This window comes from Acidobacteriota bacterium (assembly GCA_040754075.1).
GTDB lineage: Bacteria > Acidobacteriota > Blastocatellia > UBA7656 > UBA7656 > JBFMDH01.
On record JBFMDH010000007.1, the window covers coordinates 74,615 to 93,691 of the forward strand.

The window sequence follows — 19,077 nt, forward strand, 5'->3', positions numbered from 1 at the left end:
TTAAAACACTCAACCTTTATCAAGGCATGTCAATTGCTCCTCTTTTAACTTTTGAAGAATTTTTGTATTGCTTCAATTCAAAATCTTTAAACAACGAGGGGCAAACAATGAACTGGGAAAAGGGATATTTTGATAGGCTCTGGGAATTGCTCAAACTCTCAATCGCTATCATTTTTTTTAGTGTTCTCGTATTTTCATATTCAACTACACGCGCCGATTCAAACTTGGAATCGCAAGACACCAAGTCGACAAACCTAAAAAATGTGGCGCTCGGTTTAAATCATTTCGATGCGCATTGCGCCAGTTGTCACGGCAAAGATGGCAAAGCGCAAACCGAAAAAGGCAGGTCGGTGAAGGCTGCCGATTTAACTTCACATCATGTTCAATCCGAATCCGATGCTGAGTTATTCCGCGTGATTCATGATGGTGTAAAGGGCACGGCGATGCCGGCTTTCGGAAAAACCCATAGTGCCACGGAAATCAACCATATCATTCTGTTCTTGAGAAAACTGCCAACCCTGACGAGTGAGGAGCGCAAGCAATTGGAGGCTGCTATTCCACCAGATGCCCGCCATCATCACCCGCCAGCTTCTGACCACGATACGCAGACGCAAACTCAGAAAAATCACCGTGACCATCAATCAACACCAGCGCCGGGTCAGGACACCCGGAATTCCGACAACCATTCTGCCGACCACAATGAAATGAACCACGATATGAATGCGATGATGACAACGCCGACAGGTGGGCCATTCAAATCGATGACGGCAATCGGTTCGGGCACGAGTTTATTACCGGCAAGCGCACCGGGATACATGTGGCATTGGATGGCAGGTGATTGGATGTTGATGGCGCATGGCGATTTGAAGATTGGGTTCAATCATCAAGGCGGGCGACGCGGGGTCAACAAAGCCGAATCGCAAAATTGGTTTATGTTGATGGCGGAACGTCAGGCAGGCAAAGGGCAGTTGATGTTGCGAGGGATGTTTTCCGCTGAAACCTGGACTGCGCCGCGTCGCGGTTTCCCGGAACTTTTTCAAACCGGTGAAACTTTCGACGGCAGACCGCTCATTGATGCACAACACCCGCACGACCTGTTTATGGAGCTTGCAGCGCAATACACTTTGCCATTGACCGAAAAGGTTTCTCTCAACATTTATGGCGGGCCAGTTGGTGAACCGGCGCTTGGGCCGGTTGCCTTTATGCACAGGGGTTCAGCTTCGGAAATGCCGAGCGCGCCGCTTGGTCATCACTGGCAAGATTCGACACATATCACGCATGGTGTGGTAACGCTTGGACTGACGCTCTGGCGTTTCAAAGTCGAAGGATCAGTGTTTCGCGGCAAAGAGCCTGATGAAAACCGCAAAGATATTGAATTGGGCAAACTCGATTCGTGGAGCGGACGAGTGTGGTTTACACCTACGCAAAACTGGACGATGCAGTTTTCACATGGACGATTGCACAATCCTGAAGCATTAGAGCCGGGCGATCTCAAACGCACCACGGCATCCATCAGTTATAATCGCCCCTGGTCAGACGGACATTGGGCATCGAGTTTGATCTGGGGTAGAAATGCCGAAGTGCATGGCGACTCGAATACTTACTTGGTTGAATCAACCGTCAATTTTCTTGATAAGAATTATCTCTTTACCCGGTTGGAACTCGCGGACAAAAACGGATTATTGCAGGACAACATTTTCGGGCGACCGGGATTGGTTTCAGCAAAAAACCTTGATGATATTGAACAAGGTCACTTGGATCCGCTGGATGAATTGCGCGAGCGATGGTTTCGCGTTGGCGCATTTACTTTCGGCGGCGTGCGCGATGTTTTCGCTTCATCGAAACTGCGCGTTGGTATTGGCGCAAACCTGACGCTGTATCATGTGCCGGACGGCTTGAAACCGATTTATGGTTCAAGCCCGAAAAGCTATCAGATATTTGTGCGCTTCCGACCCGGTAAGATGAGTCATTAAGATTTGGTTGGTGCAATGCTTGAGGGTTGAATTAATTTTTTCCTCTGGAGCCGTTTGCAATTGAGGGTATTCGGTCGCAGTTGAGAGAGCGTTTGACCGCGATTATTCAACGAAGCAGTCAAAGACTGCTTGTTCAACTTGAGTAAATTGTTTTGCAGATTGCTTTAAACATTGGGCTGCCGATTCTTAATCTGTAAAATTAAAAGCCGCGCGAAATATAATTCGCGCGGCACTCACATAACCAACTACTCAAATTTTACCCAACGGTTTTCATCGCATCTCGCGTGTACTGTAATCGAAAAGCGTCAGGGCAATCATAATCACTATCCAGAACAAACCGCTGGCGACCACAAGTTGCGTCAGTCGTTTACTGTATTTGATGTGCATAAACCAGAGCGCCACAAGCAAGGCTTTGGTAAAGGCGATGATGAGCGCCACGATGGTGTTGTATTTACCGAGGTCAAGGCTTGCGGCATAAACGGTAAGCCCGGTAAAGACCAGCAATAATCCGAAGATGGTAAAATAGACTCGTCTTGGAACGATTTTTTCAGACATCAGTGAGCACCTCCGTGCAGATGAAAGCCCAGCAAATAAAGCAATGGAAAAAGGAAAATCCAGACAATGTCAACAAAGTGCCAGTAGAGTCCAAACAACTCGACGGGCGCGTGCCATTCGGGTGAAAAGCGTTTCTTTGCCGCCATCCGAATAATCACCAGTAAAATTACAATACCAATAATCATGTGCAGCGCGTGCAGTCCGGTCAGCGCAAAATAGATGGTAAAAAATATCTGGGTTTTACTCTCTAAGACTCCGGCAGCGGGAAAACTATAGGTCTTGCCCGGTATATGATGATGGGTGAACTTATCGGCATACTCGAAACCTTTAATCACTAAAAAGGTCAAACCGAGGATAACCGTCAAAATCATAAAGGTGATTTGCAGGCGTTTGGAATCGGTTTCGGTTTGCGCATAGTAAACCGCCAGCGCCATCGTCAAGCTGCTGCAAATCAGCACCGCCGTATTGATTAAACCAAGCCACACATCCAGCGTATTACTTGCCAGAACAAACGCTTCGGATACTTCGGGCGTGTTGCGATACACGATGTATGCCGTGAACGCGCCGCCGAAGAACATGATTTCCGTGAGCAGGAATATCCACATTCCGAGCGAACCCGCTTCACGCTGTTGCTCCATGTTGTCGAAATGATGCGCCAGGGCGCTATGTGTTGCTACGTGACTATCAGCCAATTTCTTTTCCTCTATTTTTTATTCAAACGGTCGGAGACCATTGTCTCAACGGAATTCAAAATCGTATTCTTTAAATAACTTGATAGACTTTTTCAGTCACCATCGCGGTCAGAGACCGCTGCTCAACGAATATAATTTATTTGCTCAACTTCCCTGTTTGACCACATCGTAACGGCGCGAATTGTCTTTGGTAAATTCGTAGGCGTCCCAGGTGACGGTCGGGGTTTCTTCAAAATTTTCGGTTGGCGGCGGCGAACTGGTCTGCCATTCAAGACCGCTGCCGGGCCACGGATTGGCTTTGGCAATCGGGCCATATCGCATAGACCAGATGAAATAAATCATCGGCAACACATAGCCGACGCCGAGAATCGAAGCGCCTGCGGTTGACATGACATTGAGCACTTGAAAATGGTCGGCATATTCGTGATAACGTCGCGGCATTCCCTGATAACCCAACAGAAATTGCGGAAAGAAAGTCAGGTTGAAACCGATAAAGACCAGCAAGGCGCTCAATTTCGCCCAGCCTTCCGGGTACATTCTGCCGGTAATTTTCGGCCACCAGTAATGCATCCCACCAAGATATGCCATGACTGCGCCGCCAACCATGATGTAGTGGAAATGCGCCACTACAAAATAGGTGTCGTGGACATGAACATCCAGCCCAAGCGCCGCCAGATATAAGCCGGTCATTCCTCCGATAATAAATAAGCCGATAAACCCGAAGGCATAGAGCATCGGCGTATCCCATGAAATCGACCCTTTAAAAAGTGTCGCCGTCCAGTTAAACACTTTGACGGCTGAAGGAATGGCTACGAAATAGCTGAGGAATGAAAAGACCATCCCCGCAAAAACCGATTGGCTGGAAACGAACATATGATGTCCCCAGACCAGAAAACCATAAACCGCAATCGCCAAACTGGAAAAGGCGACAAATGAGTAGCCAAAAATTTTCTTCCTTGAAAAGGCGGCAATAAGTTCGCTGATGACGCCCATCGCCGGCAAAATCATGATGTAAACCGCCGGGTGTGAGTAAAACCAGAACAGATGTTGAAAGAGCACAGGGTCGCCGCCAAGCGAAGCATTAAAAATTCCGACGCCGAATATTCTTTCAATTCCCAGCAACACGATGGTCACGGCAAGCACAGGGGTTCCGAGAATCTGAATCAAGCTCGTCGCATAATGCGCCCACACAAAAAGCGGCAAGCGAAACCAGGTGAGTCCCGGCGCGCGCATCGTGTGAATGGTGACGATAAAATTCAACCCCGTCAGGATGGATGAAAATCCGTTGATGAAAATCCCAACCGCCATCGGCGTCACCTGACTGGTTGAATTCACACTGAGCGGTGTGTAAAACGTCCAGCCGGTATCCACCCCACCGGCAATGATGGCGTAAAGCGTAAAGATTGCGCCGAGATTATAGACGTACCAACTCAAGAGATTGATTTTCGGAAACGCCAAATCTTTAGCGCCGAGCATCAAGGGCAGTAAAAAGTTCCCCAGCACCGCCGGAATTGCCGGAATCAGGAAGAAGAAAATCATCACGATACCGTGCATGGTGAACATCTTGTTATAGGCATCCGGCGTCATGATGTCGCCTTTGGGCGTCAATAGTTCCAGACGAATCATCAAGGCAAAAGCCCCGCCCAGGAAGAAAAAGACGGTGATTGATGCCAGATACAGCAAAGCGATGCGCTTGTGATCGATGGTCAATAACCAGGATTTGATACCGTAATTCGCATTCAAATAATGGGTGCGGGGTTCAACCTGTTTCAGTTTGGCTTCTGTTGCTTCTATCATTGCTTTCGTTCCCTCAACCTTTAAAGGGCAGTTCCACATCCTGCGGATTGCCGGATGTTGTAAATAACTTTACTTCGCGTGAATGAATAACCAATAAAAATACTCATCTACTTTTTGTTCGGGACTGCCGGAGTCGGTGTACTCGGCTTTGGCTGCTCCGGTGCAGGTTTCGCGGCGCTCGGTTGTGCGGTGGTTGGCGTCGCTGTACCGCCCGGCAGTTCGCCGGGTTTCTTATCGCCAAGTGATTTGATATAAGCGATGAGTTGCAATAATTGTTCTTCGCTCACCAAACCTTGAAAAGTCGGCATCACCGGGTCATATCCCGCGACGATTTTAGCGCGTGGATTGACAATCGATTCGCGAACATAATTTTCATCAATCGTCACCGTGCCACCGGCTTGTAAGGCTTCCGATTTTCCGAATCGCCCTTCAAGCGCCGGGCCGCGTCCCGATTGATCGGTTTTATGGCAGGAATTGCAAGCCAGTTGCGAAAATAATTTTTCACCATTTGAAGCAAGCGACCCGCCACCTGCGCCACCGCTGAGCCAGGCTTGATATTCAGCCGGTTCCTGGACAATCACATAACCGATCATTCCGGAATGTTTGGTGCCGCAATATTCGGCGCAATAGAGTTCATACTTTCCGGTTTTAATCGGCTCCCACCAGATGCTGGTCAATTTTCCGGGAACCACGTCGGCTTTAACGCGAAACGCCGGAACGAAGAGGCTGTGAATCACATCTTCGGTGCCCATCGTCAATTTAATGCGGCGACCGAGCGGCACGTGAAGTTCATTGATTTCGCGCTGCCCGTCCGGGTGCTGAAATTTCCACATCCATTGTTTGCCGACGACATAAATATCGAGCGGGTCTGTCGGTTGACGAAACACCGTGAAATAGACGCTTGCGCCCCACCAGAAAATCACCATCACGATGGCGAACGGAATGCCTATCCACAGAGCTTCGAGTTTATGCGAACCTTCGATTGAATCCGGGTATTCGTCATCCGAACGCCGACGATAGCGCATCGCAAAATAGAAGATGGTTAAACTGATGGCAACGCCGAAAAAAATTGTCAGCGAAACCAAAAAGACATATAACCAATCCACCGTTTCGGCTACCGAAGAGCCTTGCTCCGGCGCGAAGGGAATCCAATTTTCCAGCAATAAAAATAAAAACATAGTCTTGAGCGTTACTGCATACCTTTGAGGTTTACCTATACTCTGTGATTACCCGCAGCAGCAATTCACCCGAAATTCGCCAGCGGATAAAATCATTTAAACGATTGCCAGGTGCCTGCGACGTCGCATAAAGAAAATCAAAACGGCAACGCCGACGAAGGTCACTCCGCCAAGCAGCCTGATGATATTCATAATCACCACGCCATATTTGCCGGTTGCCGGGTCATAGTGAAAACAGAATAGATAAAATTGATCGACCGCCGTACCGATTTTTCCTTCTGAGGCTTCGACGAGTCCCAATTTCAAATCTCTCGGTGAATATTCAATGCCGTAAAAATATTTCGACAACTTGCCCTGCGGCGTCAGCACCATAATGGCGCTCGCATGGATGTATTGTTGCGACGCTTCGTCCCAGCGATAGTTGAAACCGACGGTATCTGCCAGGGCTTTCACCGACGCTTCTTCACCGGTCAAAAAATGCCAGCCATTTTCCGTGCCTTTACGGTTATAACGTTCCAGATACGCCTGTTTTTTGGCATTGGCGGTTTCCGGTAAATCTCTGGGGTCAAAGCTCACGGCGACGACCTCGAATTCTTTCCCGGCATCAAACGACAGAGTTTTCAAACTTCCGGCAACGCCATTGAGTATCTGATTGCAAAGCATCGGACAGGTGTAATAGACCAGCGCCAGCACCACCGGACGCTTGCCGAAATAATCGCCAAGACGCACGGCTTTACCCTGTTCATCACGCAACGGCAAATCGAGCGGCACCTGGGTATCCAGCCGCTGCTCGATAGTGATGTCCTGCAACTGACCGGGCACCTGCCCATCGCGCATCGGTTGGGTTTCCGGCGGCGAAAATGGCGACCGTTGGGCAAAAGACCAAACCGGAAAGGCAAAAAGCAAAAAGCAAAAGGCAAAAGGCAAAAGGGATTTATGAATCATTTTTCCCCCTTTTGAACTGCTTAATTTGCTTGTGCCGATGAAATGCTCCTGTCTACTTCTCATATCAAATAACAACCTTCAAATAATTGTGCCCGTCTACTTTTTACCTTCTTCCCGGTGCGGGATACCTTTTTCGAGCAGCTTTTTCTGAGCTTCTTCAATGGGAATGCTCACAATGCCCTGCTCTTTGTTGACCCAATTGTAGCCTTCGAGTCTTTGGCTTTCTTTTTCACGGAAGTCCGTTAAATCAGGAACCGGGGTGGTCTGAAGTCGCGGTTCGGGAAACATCTGTTCCGGCTTCGTCTTTTCGGCGCGACCGCGATCAAGCAGCGTTGAAGGCAACTCGCGTCGTTCAATGCGCACTTCACGCCCGGTGAAATATTTAAACATGCCAAAGACGATGGCAGCCGATATGATCACCAGGGCAATCAGGTGCAGAACAAATTTCCCAATCCCCGACAAACTCAAATCCGACTCTTCGTGTGAGACCCCGACATTATGAATATAAGAAACGTCCGGGGTTTCATCGTGTTCGTGTGTCATCAATGACCTCCTTCCCCTTCACCAATCGCGCCATCAAGTTCCGGGTCATTAATCGGAAGCAACGGGCGCTTTTTCAATTCATTAATAAAATACCAGAGCCAGATGCCACCGACGCCTATGGGTAAAACGATATCCATCCAACTGAAACTGAAACTCGCGTTATGCCCGCCTTCGCCGTGGGTGACGTGCGGCCCAATGAGCCAGTACAAATCAACATAGCGCATCACAACCACCAGCAAGGCGACCGAAACCAGTATGCGCGGATTGCGATTGGCTTTTCTCGGCAGCAACAGAAAAAACGGCAGAGCGAAATGAAAGAGAATGATGGCACCCGCCAACATTTTCCAGAGACCATGCAGACGATTGATATACCAGGGGATTTCTTCGGGTAAATTGCCCGACCAGATAATCAGAAACTGAGAGAATGAAAAGTACGCCCACAACAAAACGAAGGCAAGCATCAATTTGCCGAGGTCGTTTAAATGTCTTCCGGCAATCACTTCATTCATCGGTTTGAAATTCGCCAGGAAAACAATCATGGTGATGATGAACGCCATCGCCGAAAGCGCCTGCCCGCCCATAAACAGAATACCGAAGATGGTTGAAACCCAGTGCGGGTCTAGCGACATCAACCAATCAATCGACGCGAAGGTCATGGTTGCGCCAAGCAACACCAGGCTTGGACCACTGAGGTCTTGCATCTTGCTCTTTTCGGCTTTCGGGTCGGTGGATTCGTCCTGCTGTTTCGACCATTTATTCAACAGGTACGAAATTACAAACCACACCAAAAAGTAGATGGCGGCGCGAGCTAAGAAAAACGGAATATTCAGGTAGCCTTTTTTAGCTGATAATACCGCATCGGCATTGACCACCTCGGTATGTGTCCAGGTAAACAATGAATGCAATCCGAAAATTATCGGGATGAATAAAATCAAGGTGAGCGGGAAAGTCCGGGTTGCCGATTCCAGAATGCGGCGAATGACGATGCCCCACGCGCCGCCCGATAAATGTTGAATCATTAAAATGGCGAAACAACCAAGCGAGATTCCCAGCCAGTATATGTATCCTAAAAGATAGGAGCGAAAGAACTGATCTTTATTGATAAAAAAACCGACAGCAGCCAAAGCCAGTCCGATGACGCCAACGATGAGGGCGCGTTGTTTTAAACGGTCGAGTTCAGGCGGCGCTGTATAGGCAGCATCCATCATTGATGAGAATCTCCTTTTCCTTCTTTTTGTCCGGCGGCTTCATTGCTTGGCAATTTGGTTTTCTGCTCTCCGGTGAGTTCATCCTGTTTGGTATTCTGGCTGAGTTGCAAAGCGCGAATGTAAGCCACAATCAGCCAGCGGTCACGTGGTTGAACCTGTGCCGCATAATCGGGCATCGCGCCAAACCCTTTGGTAATCACGTCGAAGATGTAACCGGCAGGCGCATTGCGCAATCGGTCGGAATGAAAAGTCGGCGGTTGTTTATAACCGCGTTTGACGACCATCCCCTGCCCTGAGCCGGTGCGGTCGTGACATACCGAACAATAAATATTGAATCGTTCTTCGCCGCGTTTTAAATCCTCTGCCTTGACCTCGAAAGGAAAGGTGTTGGAAAACCCTGTAAATTCGGCTGCGCCCTGAGGCGGGCTGGGGTTGCCGGGTTCATCGGATTTGCCTGTATAAAAAAGCCTGTCATCTTTCAAATGACCGCGCGCGACGGTGTTTGCCGGAATCGGTCGCGATGCCGACTGGTCGAATTTGAACCCGTCGAGATTGCTCTTCTCATAAATCTCGTATTTCGGCTGGTCGTGCATATCCTGCCGACAAGCCGCTGAGAAAAAGGCAAGAGGCAAAAGGCAAAAGGCAAAAGGCAAAAATCTTTTTTTAGTTAATAATATTTTCATCACCTTAATTCGTTTGTTGCGAAGCCCCGCAACCGACTGCCGGTTATTGATGCCTACCAATCGACAACCGAAACTTCCAGAGCCTTGAAACCATTTAGAAATTTCAACACTTCGTCTTTATTAAATTTCTGGTCGTAACATTCGACCAACAGAAAGAAATGATTGCGGCTGGCGCGTTCAAACCCCGGCGCATTAAAAATCGGATGATGCGGGCGCGGCAGTCCGTTTAAACCGAGCATACCGAAAACCGCCGCCAGCGAGGCTCCGAGAATCGTTGTTTCAAAAGTCACCGGCACAAACGAAGGCCAACTGTGAAAAGGACGCCCGCCAATGTTCAGCGAATAATCAATCACCTGGGTGTAGTATTGCAGCGCATAACCCGCAAGCCCGCCGATGATGCCGCCAAGCAGGACGATGAGCGGCAAGCGTCCGCGATGCGGGCTGACCGCTTCGCTGACTTCTTCAATCGGATAAGGCGTATAGGCTTCGATGCGGCGATACCCCGCTTCATAAGTGGCTTTGGTTGCCGCTAACAAATCCTGCGGATTATCGAACTCGGCAATTACCCCGTAAACTTCGGGCTTTTTTCTAGCAAAGAGCGCCATTAAGCGTGCTCCTCCTTAACCTTGGATTCCGGCAACAGGGTTCGCATTTCAAAAATGGAAATCACCGGCACAAATCGCACAAACAGGAACATCAAGGCAGCAAACAGACCGATTGTTCCGATGAACATTGAAAAATCGACATGCGTCGGTTTATAAATCGCCCACGAAGACGGCAGAAAATCTCTGTGCAAACTGGTTACGATGATGACAAAACGTTCGAGCCACATACCGGCACTGACGACCAGCGAAACCACAAACAAGATCGGCACGCTGTGACGCGCCTTGCGGAACCATAGCACCTGCGGCACCAGCGCATTGCATAAAATCAACAACCAGTATGACCAGCCATAGGGTCCCGTCATGCGATTTAAAATCATAAACCGCTCATATTCGTTGCCGCTGTAATAAGCCATAAAGGCTTCCATCATGTAGCCGTAACAAACAATCAATCCCGTAGCCAGCATGATTTTCGCCATGTTTCTCAAGTGACGCATGGTGATGAAATCTTCGAGTCCGTAATATTTTCTGAGCGGAATCGAAATCGTCAGCACCATCGCAAAGCCTGCGTAAATTGCTCCCGCAACGAAATAGGGTGGAAACACCGTCGCGTGCCAACCGGGTATGATGCCAACCGCGAAGTCGAAACTGACGATAGTGTGAACCGAAAGCACCAATGGCGTCGAAAGTCCCGCAAGCAACAGATAAGCGGTTTCATAACGATGCCAGTGACGCGCGCTGCCGCGCCATCCCATCGCCAGCGTTCCGTAAATCACCCTTGCGGTTTTGCTTTTCGCGCGATCCCGCAGAGTTGCCAGGTCAGGAATCAACCCGACAAACCAGAACAACGCAGACACCGTCGCATAAGTGGAAACCGCGAACACGTCCCAGAGCAAGGGGCTGCGGAAGTTGGGCCACATCCCCATAGTGTTCGGATAAGGAAAAAGCCAATAATCCAACCACGGGCGACCGGTGTGCAGCGCCGGATAAAGACCTGCACAGGCTACTGCAAACAGCGTCATCGCTTCCGCAAAACGGTTAATCGAAGTGCGCCACTTCTGGCGAAACAGCAGAAGGATTGCGGAAATCAACGTGCCGGCGTGACCGATACCAATCCACCAGACAAAGTTGATAATGTCGAATGCCCAACCCACAGGGTTATTGTTTCCCCAGACGCCTGTGCCTTTTAAGAAAAGTACCGCCAGCGCATAAAGCAACAACATCACCAGCGCAAAAGAAATGCCAAAACCGATGAACCAACCGATTGGCGTTTTGCGGGTCAAAGCAAGATGACTGATTTTGTCGGTGATTGACCCGAAGGTATATCCCGGTTGCAACACCGGATTCTGGGTTAGCTCTTGCGGCTTCTCTTGTTCAATGTTTGTACTCATCAACTATTCAACCTTCAATCTATGTGTTTAACCGTGTTGCTCCGTGCCCGACCCGGCTTTCTTCAATTCAGGATTCGGGTTTCGCACTTCCGCTAAGTAAGTGGTGCGCGGTCTTGTATTCAATTCGCCAAGCAGTGAAAAGTTTCTCGGTTCGGCTTGCAATTTTGCGACGCGACTCGCCGGGTCGTTCAAATCGCCAAAGATAATCGCGTCCGCCGGGCAGGTCTGCTGACAAGCGGTTTTGATTTCTCCATCAACAATCGGACGGTCGCCTTTTCCGGCTTCAATTTTCACTTCCTGAATGCGCTGAACACAGTAGCTGCATTTTTCCATCACCCCGCGCGAGCGCACGCTGACATTAGGGTTGCGTTGCATCTTTAAACTCTCGGTGACGAAATCCTGATAGAGAAAGAAATTGAAGCGCCGCACTTTGTATGGGCAGTTGTTGGCGCAATAGCGGGTTCCGACGCAGCGGTTATAAACCATGTCGTTGAGACCTTCGGCACTGTGCGTTGTCGCAGCAACCGGACAAACGACTTCACAAGGCGCTGTTTCGCAATGCTGACACGGCAATGGTTGGAAATAAAATTCCGGGTCGTTGACAAAATCTCTATCGCTTTCCTGATGCCCTTTGAAATAGCGGTCAACCCTGAGCCAGTGCATTTCGCGACCAACCAAGACCTGCTCTTTACCAACCACCGGAATATTATTTTCCGACTGACAGGCGACCACACAGGCATTGCAACCGACACAATTATTCAGGTCAATCGCCATGCCCCATTTGTGCCCGGGGTATTCGTAATTCGGATAAAGCGTCATATCCGCCGGAGGATTTTCGACGCGCTCTTTGGCATATTCGGGATGTTTGAGGTATTCATCAAGCGTCGCATCGCGCACCAACTCGCGACCTTCCATCGCCCAGTGGTCTTGGGTGGTCGCCATTTTTTCGCTGCGTCCGGTCACCTGGTATTCGACCCCGACGGCGAACCACTGCGCGTTGCTTGAACGAATTATATATGCATTGAAGCCGACGCCTTCGCCTACTTTACCAATGCGCGTGCGTCCATAACCGAGATGCACGGTGATGGAATTGTGCGCGTGCCCCGGCATAATCCACACCGGCGCATCAACCGTTCGCCCATCCAATTTCAAGGTGATGATTTCGCCGTTTGCCAAGCCTCGATTCTTAGCGGTTTCAGGACTGAGGTGCGCGGCATTGCCCCAGGTCAATTTGGTTAAAGGTTTGGGAAGTTCCTGCAACCAGCCGTTGTTTGCGAAACGCCCGTCATAAACGCTGGCATCCGGGCGGAAGACAATTTCCAAAGCGTCTTTCGGCGGCAGCGGTTGCGGATTGAGCGACACCCATCCGGTTTTTGCGGTAACGGTCTTTGCGGTTGCCGCGCTACCGGCAATGAAGCCATCGTGCAACGCTTTGCGCCAGGCTTGTTCGGCGGCTTGCGAAGGGGTAGCGTCGGCGGTTGTCGAAGGCTGACCGACAGTTGAACCGGTCGCCGGTTGCGCAGCGGTTGCCGGTTGAGGCGCAGGTGGCGGCGGCGGCGTTTGAGAGGTATTCGCCGTAGCAGGTTTAGTTGATGCTGCCGCTGCCACTGCGGTTTTTTGAGTGGTCTGCGCGGCAGCGGATTTCGCTGTTGCAGTTTGCCCAGCGACGGGCGCGGCTTGTCCCTTGCTTAAACCTGCGATGCGCGAAAGCCAGTATTCACGGACGATTTCATAACTCGACCGTTCCGGTCTATCGGTGAATGCGGCGAGCATTTCATGAAATGATTTGCTTTTATAAAGCGGTTCAATCAACGGCTGAACGATGCTCGCCGTTCCATCAACGGTGCGCGCATCGCTCCACGCTTCCAGATAATGCGATTCGGAAATATGCCAGCGCGAATAGCCCGAGGTTTCGTTGTCATCAAGGTTGATATGGGCGGTGAAATTTACTTTTTTGAGCAACTCAACGAAATTCAAATCCGCCGGCGCATCATAAGCGGGATTGCCGCCAAGCATAATGAGCGCATCAACTTTTCCGCCATTCACATCATTAGCAAGGTCTCTGATGGATTCAATGTGATCAAGGGTATTGAATTCGATGGGTTCAACAAATGTCAGAGTCGTCCCGATATTGCCAAGCAAGTTATTGATGGCGTAAGCCAGGGCGTGAACCATCGGCGGCTGTTCTTTTCCGGCAATCACCAGACTCTTGCCGTGCCGCTCTTTCAAATCCTTGACCATCGCGTTGATGAATTCACCGTGTCCGCTATCGCTTCCCCCTGTCACCCCTTCAACACCCAGTTTAGTTGCGACTTCGCGTGTGAAGGCTTCCATTTCGCAGGCTCTTACCGCCAAACGATGATCGGCTTTTGCGCCGGTATTGGTCGGACAGGTTTCAACCGCATAAAATCGGCTCATCGCTTTTTTGCCGTTTTGCAAGCGGCGGGTGTTGATGTAATCGCGAATGGATTTGAGGTTTGCCGGATGGCTAAAGAGAAAATCAGCGTCAAGCGATACCACCACTTCGGCTTTATCGAAATGGTAAACCGGATCGACGGCTTCGCCGAAAACCATTTTCGCTCCGTTAATCGCATTGCTGTTATTGACCGGTTCCCAGGTATGAACCTTCATTTTCGGGAAAGCGATTTGCAAATCTTTCAATTGCTGGGCAAGCGTTGGCGAGGCAATCTGTCCGGTGAGGATTCTCAGTCCTTCGCCCTGTTTGGCTTTTTGCGCTTCAACGATGGGTCTTAACGCGCCAAGGTAAGCCGACCAGGTTAAAATTTCTCCGACATTGGAAACAATCTGTGAGCGATCCGGGTCATAGAGATTTAAGACCGATGCCTGTTCAAAAATGCCCGCTGAACCCATATTGTGCGGGTGAATATCGTTGCCTTCGATTTTGGTCGGACGACCTTCGTGAGATTCGACGAGCAGACCACTGCCAACGCCTGAAAGCGACATGGCGGTGGCAAAGAATAGCGGTTTACCGGGAATCAAATCTTCCGGCAGGCTGATATAAGGAACAATTTTTTCCGTCGGTTGAACCGTACAGGCGGCAGATAGCCCTGCAAGAGCGAGCGATGCGCCCATCAATTTCATAAATTTTCGCCGACCGACGGGGTCGTGCCATTCGGAAGCATTCTCAGGAAATTCGCGATGGAGATATTGTTGGAATTCGGGAGTTTCGGCGAGTTCTTCCAGACTGCGCCAGTATTCTTTTCCTGTTTTTAAAGCTTGTGCGTTGCGAACTGAGGTGATTGCAGTGACACCTTCACCGCTGCGGTTCGTCAGTTTGATTTCATTTTCCGGTGAAGAGTTTTCGGGGTTCGGGTTAGTTGTAATGTTCAGAACTTTCAGCTCTCGCTTCATGGTCATTCCTAAAATAGCTCCTTAACTTTTACCTCAACTCTCAAATCTTGTTGAATTATCTATGGCAGGTCGAACAACTGGTAAGCGTTCGGGAATCGAGAATTTTATATTCCTGAACCAGCCGTTTGCCATCCTTATCCTGTTGCCAACCATCGCCATCTATATCCCAATCCTTTTTGGGCTTCGCTTCGTTTGCGGCAGGTGCGGCACCGGTTTCATTATGCGATTTGGGCGCTTCCAGCGGCGGCCATTCCATCGTGTAAATTTCGCTCTTAGGTCGAATGAATTTTTCAGGATTGCGATGACATTCCAAACACCACTCCATTTGCAAAGAAGCGGCCTGGTACATCAACGGCATCTGGTCAACCCGACCGTGACAGGTCGAACAACCGACGCCTTTGTTGACGTGTATGCTGTGATTGAAGTAGGCAAAATCGGGGAGATCATGAATGCGCGTCCATTGAAAAGGCTTTTGGGTTCGCCAACTCTCACGCACCGGCTCAAGGTATGGGCTACCCAGCCAGATTTGCGAATGGCAATTCATGCAGGTTTTAACCGGGGGAATGCCTGCGGTTGCCGAAGTTTCAACGGAAGTGTGGCAATAGCGACAATCGATGCCGATACCGCCGACGTGATGTTGATGAGAGAACTGCACGGGCTGTTCTTTGGCATTGAAGGCTTGTGTGACATAGGGGGAACGTTGAATACCCGCCATCACAAAAAGCAATCCGACAACGGCAAACGCCCCACCAAAAATACTCAATTTAGCAAATGTATTCGTGCTCGGATGAAAAATTTGCGCCATTGTTTCCTCAAATAAATTTGCGCTTCTTTTGTGAAAACGCCCCGACGATTTAAATGCACAACCGGACGATTAAATTTGGGATATACAAATCCCTGGCATTTATCGTTGAGTTTCCTATGATTACTGCGAATATGATTGCAAGCTTTTATAGACTTTGCAGGAACAAGGTGTCTTTTAAATATTAAGCTAGCCTTTTTCTCAACTTATGTTTTAACCGCTGACGTAGGGTCATGCAAATTTTCAACTTCAATACCCGCATTGAAGAGTGAACCTATAATTACCATCCCAACTCAAAAAGGGCAACGTGAAATTGACATTCTTGAGGCTGAAAAAACTTTTTTTATGAGGAGTGGCGATAATGAATCAAACCATTGATTAGGAAATTTCCAGGAAACTTGCTCATTATCCAGGCAATATGCTATAAGCCTTGCTTTGCTGTGAATTTGTATTAGCTCTCAGTGTCAGCACCAACAAGAATTAATTGCTGACCCCACCACAGCTAAAATACCCAAAGGGCAATCATAGATTTTACGGGTGAATGCAAAATTCAATGAATGCTTGTGTGTGGGATACAGCTAACACAATGGCGAATGAACAAGAAAATAATAATGAGGCTTGGCTGAAAGACGGCGCTTTCAAATACAGTGGTTAAACAATAATTGAAAGTCGCTGATCAAGCGTCTGATTCACGGACACCGATTGCCAGGCTTTTGAATATCAAGGAGCAATAAACAAAACCGCTATGAGAGATTGTCATCAAAAATATTATTTAGAGAAAGCCCGACGCTTTCTTTCAACCATTTTCTCACTCATTGCTTTGCTCGCCTTCGGTTCAACCGCTGTATTGGCGCAAGCCCACCCGGACAGCGCCCCTCACCAACCGGGCGGTGAAGCAAATTTAAAATTACCTGACCTCTCGCAAGTCAAATTTTTCGGCGGACTCGACGGTCATACGCTGTTGCTTATCGGCATCGTGGTTTCCGTCCTCGGTCTCTTATTCGGCTTGGCGATTTATGCCAATCTGAAAAAGATGCCGGTTCATCAGGTGATGCGCGAGGTTTCCGAGTTGATTTACGAAACCTGCAAAACCTATCTCATCACCCAAGGCAAGTTTATTTTAATTCTCGAAATCTTCATCGCCGTCATCATCATTTTGTATTTCGGCGTCTTGCTGAAATTTGAATTCGCGCGGGTTGCCATCATTCTGTTATTCAGCTTAGTCGGTATTGCCGGAAGCTATGGGGTCGCGTGGTTCGGCATCCGCGTCAACACCTTCGCCAATTCCCGCACCGCTTTCGCCTCGCTCGAAGGTCGCCCCTATCCGATTTATGCGATTCCGCTGAAAGCCGGTATGAGCATCGGCATGATGCTCATCTCGGTTGAGCTTTTAATCATGCTCTGCATTCTGCTCTTTATTCCCGGCTCCTACGCCGGACCCTGTTTCATCGGCTTTGCCATCGGCGAATCGCTGGGCGCGGCGGCGCTGAGAATCGCCGGGGGTATCTTCACCAAAATCGCCGACATCGGTTCCGACCTCATGAAAATCGTCTTCAAGATTAAAGAGGACGATGCGCGAAACCCCGGCGTGATTGCCGATTGTACGGGTGATAACGCGGGCGATTCGGTTGGCCCATCAGCAGACGGTTTTGAAACTTACGGGGTAACCGGTGTGGCGCTCATTTCATTTATTCTGCTGGCGGTCAATGGCAAAACCGCTGGGGCAAATTTTGAAACCATTCAGGTGCAATTACTGGTCTGGATTTTCGTCATGCGCGTGATGATGGTTATTGCCTCGGCAGGTTCTTACTTCATCAACGAAGCGATTACCAAAAGTAAATATAGCAACGCTGAGAAGATGAATTTTGAAAGACCGCTTACCAACCTGGTCATCATCACTTCGGTGGTTTCAATCGTTTTAACTTTTGGGGTTTCGTATTTGATGATTCCGACGCTCGGCAGTGATAGTTCCCTGTGGTGGAAACTCTCCATCATCATTTCGTGCGGCACGGCAGCGGGCGCAATTATTCCCGAACTGGTCAAAGTCTTCACCTCAACCGAATCTTCGCACGTTAAAGAGGTTGTCGCCTCATCAGAAGAAGGTGGCGCATCACTCAACATCTTATCGGGTTTAGTTGCCGGAAACTTTTCGGGCTACTGGCTCGGCATGAGCATCGTTGCGTTGATGGCAATCGCTTATGCTGTCAGCTTATCCGGTCTTGGCGCGTTGATGGCGGCTCCGGCAGTTTTCGCCTTTGGTCTTGTGGCTTTCGGATTTTTGGGAATGGGTCCGGTGACCATCGCGGTTGACTCATATGGGCCAGTGACGGATAACGCGCAATCGGTTTATGAACTCTCGCTCATCGAACAGGTGCCCAATGTCGAAGCCCTGGTTAAGAAAGATTACAACCTGACGGTCAATTTCGATAAAGCCAAACACCTGCTTGAAGAAAATGACGGCGCGGGCAACACCTTTAAAGCGACGGCAAAACCCGTGCTCATCGGCACTGCTGTCGTCGGCGCGACCACCATGATTTTCTCTATCATTATGGCACTCACCAACGGACTCACGGCAAACACCGATAAGCTTTCGTTGTTGCATGCGCCGTTCGTATTGGGATTGATTACCGGCGGCGCAGTGATTTACTGGTTCACCGGCGCATCAATACAGGCAGTTACTACCGGCGCTTATCGCGCAGTCGAATTCATCAAAGCCAATATCAAACTTGAAGGCGTCGAAAAAGCCTCGGTCGAAGACAGCAAGAAAGTCGTTGCTATCTGCACACAGTACGCGCAAAAAGGCATGTTCAATATTTTCCTGACGGTCTTTTTCTCGTCGCTCGCCTTTGCCTTCGTTGAACCCTTTTTCTTCATCGGTTATTTGATTTCAATTGCGGTGTTCGGATTGTATCAAGCCATCTTTATGGCAAATGCCGGGGGCGCGTGGGACAACGCCAAGAAGGTTGTCGAAGTTGAACTCAAAGCCAAAGGCACCCCGCTTCATGATGCCACAGTGGTCGGCGATACCGTGGGCGACCCGTTCAAAGATACCTCGTCGGTGGCGATGAACCCGGTGATTAAATTCACCACGTTGTTTGGATTGCTGGCGGTCGAACTGGCGGTGAGTTTATCTGTGCAATACGGCTCGAATGTCAGTCACATTCTTGCGGCGGTATTCTTTCTGATTTCGCTGGTATTCGTCTGGCGGTCGTTTTACGGCATGCGAATCAAGAGCGGGAACTAAAACCCGGTCGATGGATATTCGACCTTTGCATCACGATAATTTCCAGGCACCAAGTTGATTGAAATCAAACTGGTGCCTGGATTGCTTTGGAG

Annotated in this window: 14 protein-coding genes; 2 read left to right on the plus strand and 12 right to left on the minus strand. The window is 49.4% G+C overall.

All coding sequences use genetic code 11. The features are described 5' to 3' along the window. The first annotated feature begins 107 nt into the window (after nt 1-107). Nucleotides 108-1,973 (plus strand): c-type cytochrome, encoded by a 1,866-nt coding sequence (locus AB1757_09770; protein ID MEW6127316.1) that lies wholly within the window; start codon nt 108-110, stop codon nt 1,971-1,973. 270 nt (nt 1,974-2,243) lie between these two features. Here AB1757_09770 and AB1757_09775 read toward each other — a convergent pair whose 3' ends face one another. From AB1757_09775 to AB1757_09830, 12 genes are all read right to left on the minus strand, one after another. Further along, the gene (locus AB1757_09775; protein MEW6127317.1) at nt 2,244-2,528 is read right to left on the minus strand and encodes a cytochrome C oxidase subunit IV family protein; all 285 of its coding nucleotides are present in this window, start codon (nt 2,526-2,528) and stop codon (nt 2,244-2,246) included. Continuing rightward, on the minus strand, nt 2,528-3,220 hold the full coding sequence (locus tag AB1757_09780) for a cytochrome c oxidase subunit 3 (protein MEW6127318.1): 693 nt from the start codon (nt 3,218-3,220) through the stop codon (nt 2,528-2,530). The genes AB1757_09775 and AB1757_09780 overlap by 1 nt, the downstream gene beginning before the upstream one ends. 144 nt (nt 3,221-3,364) lie before the next feature. Continuing rightward, nucleotides 3,365-5,017 carry a cytochrome c oxidase subunit I gene (gene ctaD / locus AB1757_09785; GenBank protein MEW6127319.1) on the minus strand — a complete coding sequence of 551 codons (1,653 nt, stop codon included), beginning with the start codon at nt 5,015-5,017 and terminating at the stop codon, nt 3,365-3,367. A gap of 107 nt (nt 5,018-5,124) precedes the next feature. Beyond that, nucleotides 5,125-6,195, minus strand: coding sequence for a cytochrome c oxidase subunit II (gene coxB, locus AB1757_09790; GenBank protein ID MEW6127320.1), 1,071 nt, complete (start codon nt 6,193-6,195; stop codon nt 5,125-5,127). Nucleotides 6,196-6,291: 96 nt separating this feature from the next. Beyond that, nucleotides 6,292-7,140: an SCO family protein gene (locus tag AB1757_09795; GenBank protein ID MEW6127321.1), complete on the minus strand. Its 849-nt coding sequence runs from the start codon at nt 7,138-7,140 to the stop codon at nt 6,292-6,294. 96 nt (nt 7,141-7,236) lie between these two features. Continuing rightward, nucleotides 7,237-7,683, minus strand: coding sequence for a hypothetical protein (locus AB1757_09800; protein MEW6127322.1), 447 nt, complete (start codon nt 7,681-7,683; stop codon nt 7,237-7,239). Beyond that, entirely contained in the window at nt 7,683-8,891 is a 1,209-nt protein-coding gene (locus AB1757_09805; GenBank protein ID MEW6127323.1) for a hypothetical protein, read from the minus strand. The genes AB1757_09800 and AB1757_09805 overlap by 1 nt, the downstream gene beginning before the upstream one ends. After that, entirely contained in the window at nt 8,888-9,484 is a 597-nt protein-coding gene (locus AB1757_09810; protein ID MEW6127324.1) for a cytochrome c, read from the minus strand. Before AB1757_09810 ends, AB1757_09805 begins: the two co-directional genes overlap by 4 nt. 143 nt (nt 9,485-9,627) lie before the next feature. Continuing rightward, nucleotides 9,628-10,179 carry a DUF3341 domain-containing protein gene (locus AB1757_09815; protein MEW6127325.1) on the minus strand — a complete coding sequence of 184 codons (552 nt, stop codon included), beginning with the start codon at nt 10,177-10,179 and terminating at the stop codon, nt 9,628-9,630. Continuing rightward, the gene (gene nrfD, locus AB1757_09820) at nt 10,179-11,567 is read right to left on the minus strand and encodes an NrfD/PsrC family molybdoenzyme membrane anchor subunit (protein MEW6127326.1); all 1,389 of its coding nucleotides are present in this window, start codon (nt 11,565-11,567) and stop codon (nt 10,179-10,181) included. Before nrfD ends, AB1757_09815 begins: the two co-directional genes overlap by 1 nt. A gap of 27 nt (nt 11,568-11,594) precedes the next feature. Beyond that, complete coding sequence (locus tag AB1757_09825) at nt 11,595-14,939, minus strand: TAT-variant-translocated molybdopterin oxidoreductase (GenBank protein MEW6127327.1); 3,345 nt, start codon at nt 14,937-14,939, stop codon at nt 11,595-11,597. 55 nt (nt 14,940-14,994) lie between these two features. Next, nucleotides 14,995-15,744, minus strand: a complete 750-nt coding sequence (locus AB1757_09830; protein MEW6127328.1) for a cytochrome c3 family protein — start codon at nt 15,742-15,744, stop codon at nt 14,995-14,997. Nucleotides 15,745-16,486: 742 nt separating this feature from the next. Here AB1757_09830 and AB1757_09835 point away from each other — a divergent pair. Continuing rightward, on the plus strand, nt 16,487-18,985 hold the full coding sequence (locus tag AB1757_09835; GenBank protein MEW6127329.1) for a sodium-translocating pyrophosphatase: 2,499 nt from the start codon (nt 16,487-16,489) through the stop codon (nt 18,983-18,985). Nucleotides 18,986-19,077: the final 92 nt, after the last annotated feature.

What these genes read in the sequence shown, in the direction of transcription:
- AB1757_09770 (MEW6127316.1), top strand. Translation starts at nt 108, where the DNA reads ATGAACTGGGAAAAGGGATATTTTGATAGGCTCTGGGAATTGCTCAAA.
- AB1757_09775 (MEW6127317.1), bottom strand. Translation starts at nt 2,528, where the DNA reads ATGTCTGAAAAAATCGTTCCAAGACGAGTCTATTTTACCATCTTCGGA.
- ctaD (MEW6127319.1), bottom strand. Translation starts at nt 5,017, where the DNA reads ATGATAGAAGCAACAGAAGCCAAACTGAAACAGGTTGAACCCCGCACC.
- coxB (MEW6127320.1), bottom strand. Translation starts at nt 6,195, where the DNA reads ATGTTTTTATTTTTATTGCTGGAAAATTGGATTCCCTTCGCGCCGGAG.
- AB1757_09795 (MEW6127321.1), bottom strand. Translation starts at nt 7,140, where the DNA reads ATGATTCATAAATCCCTTTTGCCTTTTGCCTTTTGCTTTTTGCTTTTT.
- AB1757_09800 (MEW6127322.1), bottom strand. Translation starts at nt 7,683, where the DNA reads ATGACACACGAACACGATGAAACCCCGGACGTTTCTTATATTCATAAT.
- AB1757_09805 (MEW6127323.1), bottom strand. Translation starts at nt 8,891, where the DNA reads ATGATGGATGCTGCCTATACAGCGCCGCCTGAACTCGACCGTTTAAAA.
- AB1757_09810 (MEW6127324.1), bottom strand. Translation starts at nt 9,484, where the DNA reads ATGCACGACCAGCCGAAATACGAGATTTATGAGAAGAGCAATCTCGAC.
- AB1757_09815 (MEW6127325.1), bottom strand. Translation starts at nt 10,179, where the DNA reads ATGGCGCTCTTTGCTAGAAAAAAGCCCGAAGTTTACGGGGTAATTGCC.
- nrfD (MEW6127326.1), bottom strand. Translation starts at nt 11,567, where the DNA reads ATGAGTACAAACATTGAACAAGAGAAGCCGCAAGAGCTAACCCAGAAT.
- AB1757_09825 (MEW6127327.1), bottom strand. Translation starts at nt 14,939, where the DNA reads ATGAAGCGAGAGCTGAAAGTTCTGAACATTACAACTAACCCGAACCCC.
- AB1757_09830 (MEW6127328.1), bottom strand. Translation starts at nt 15,744, where the DNA reads ATGGCGCAAATTTTTCATCCGAGCACGAATACATTTGCTAAATTGAGT.
- AB1757_09835 (MEW6127329.1), top strand. Translation starts at nt 16,487, where the DNA reads ATGAGAGATTGTCATCAAAAATATTATTTAGAGAAAGCCCGACGCTTT.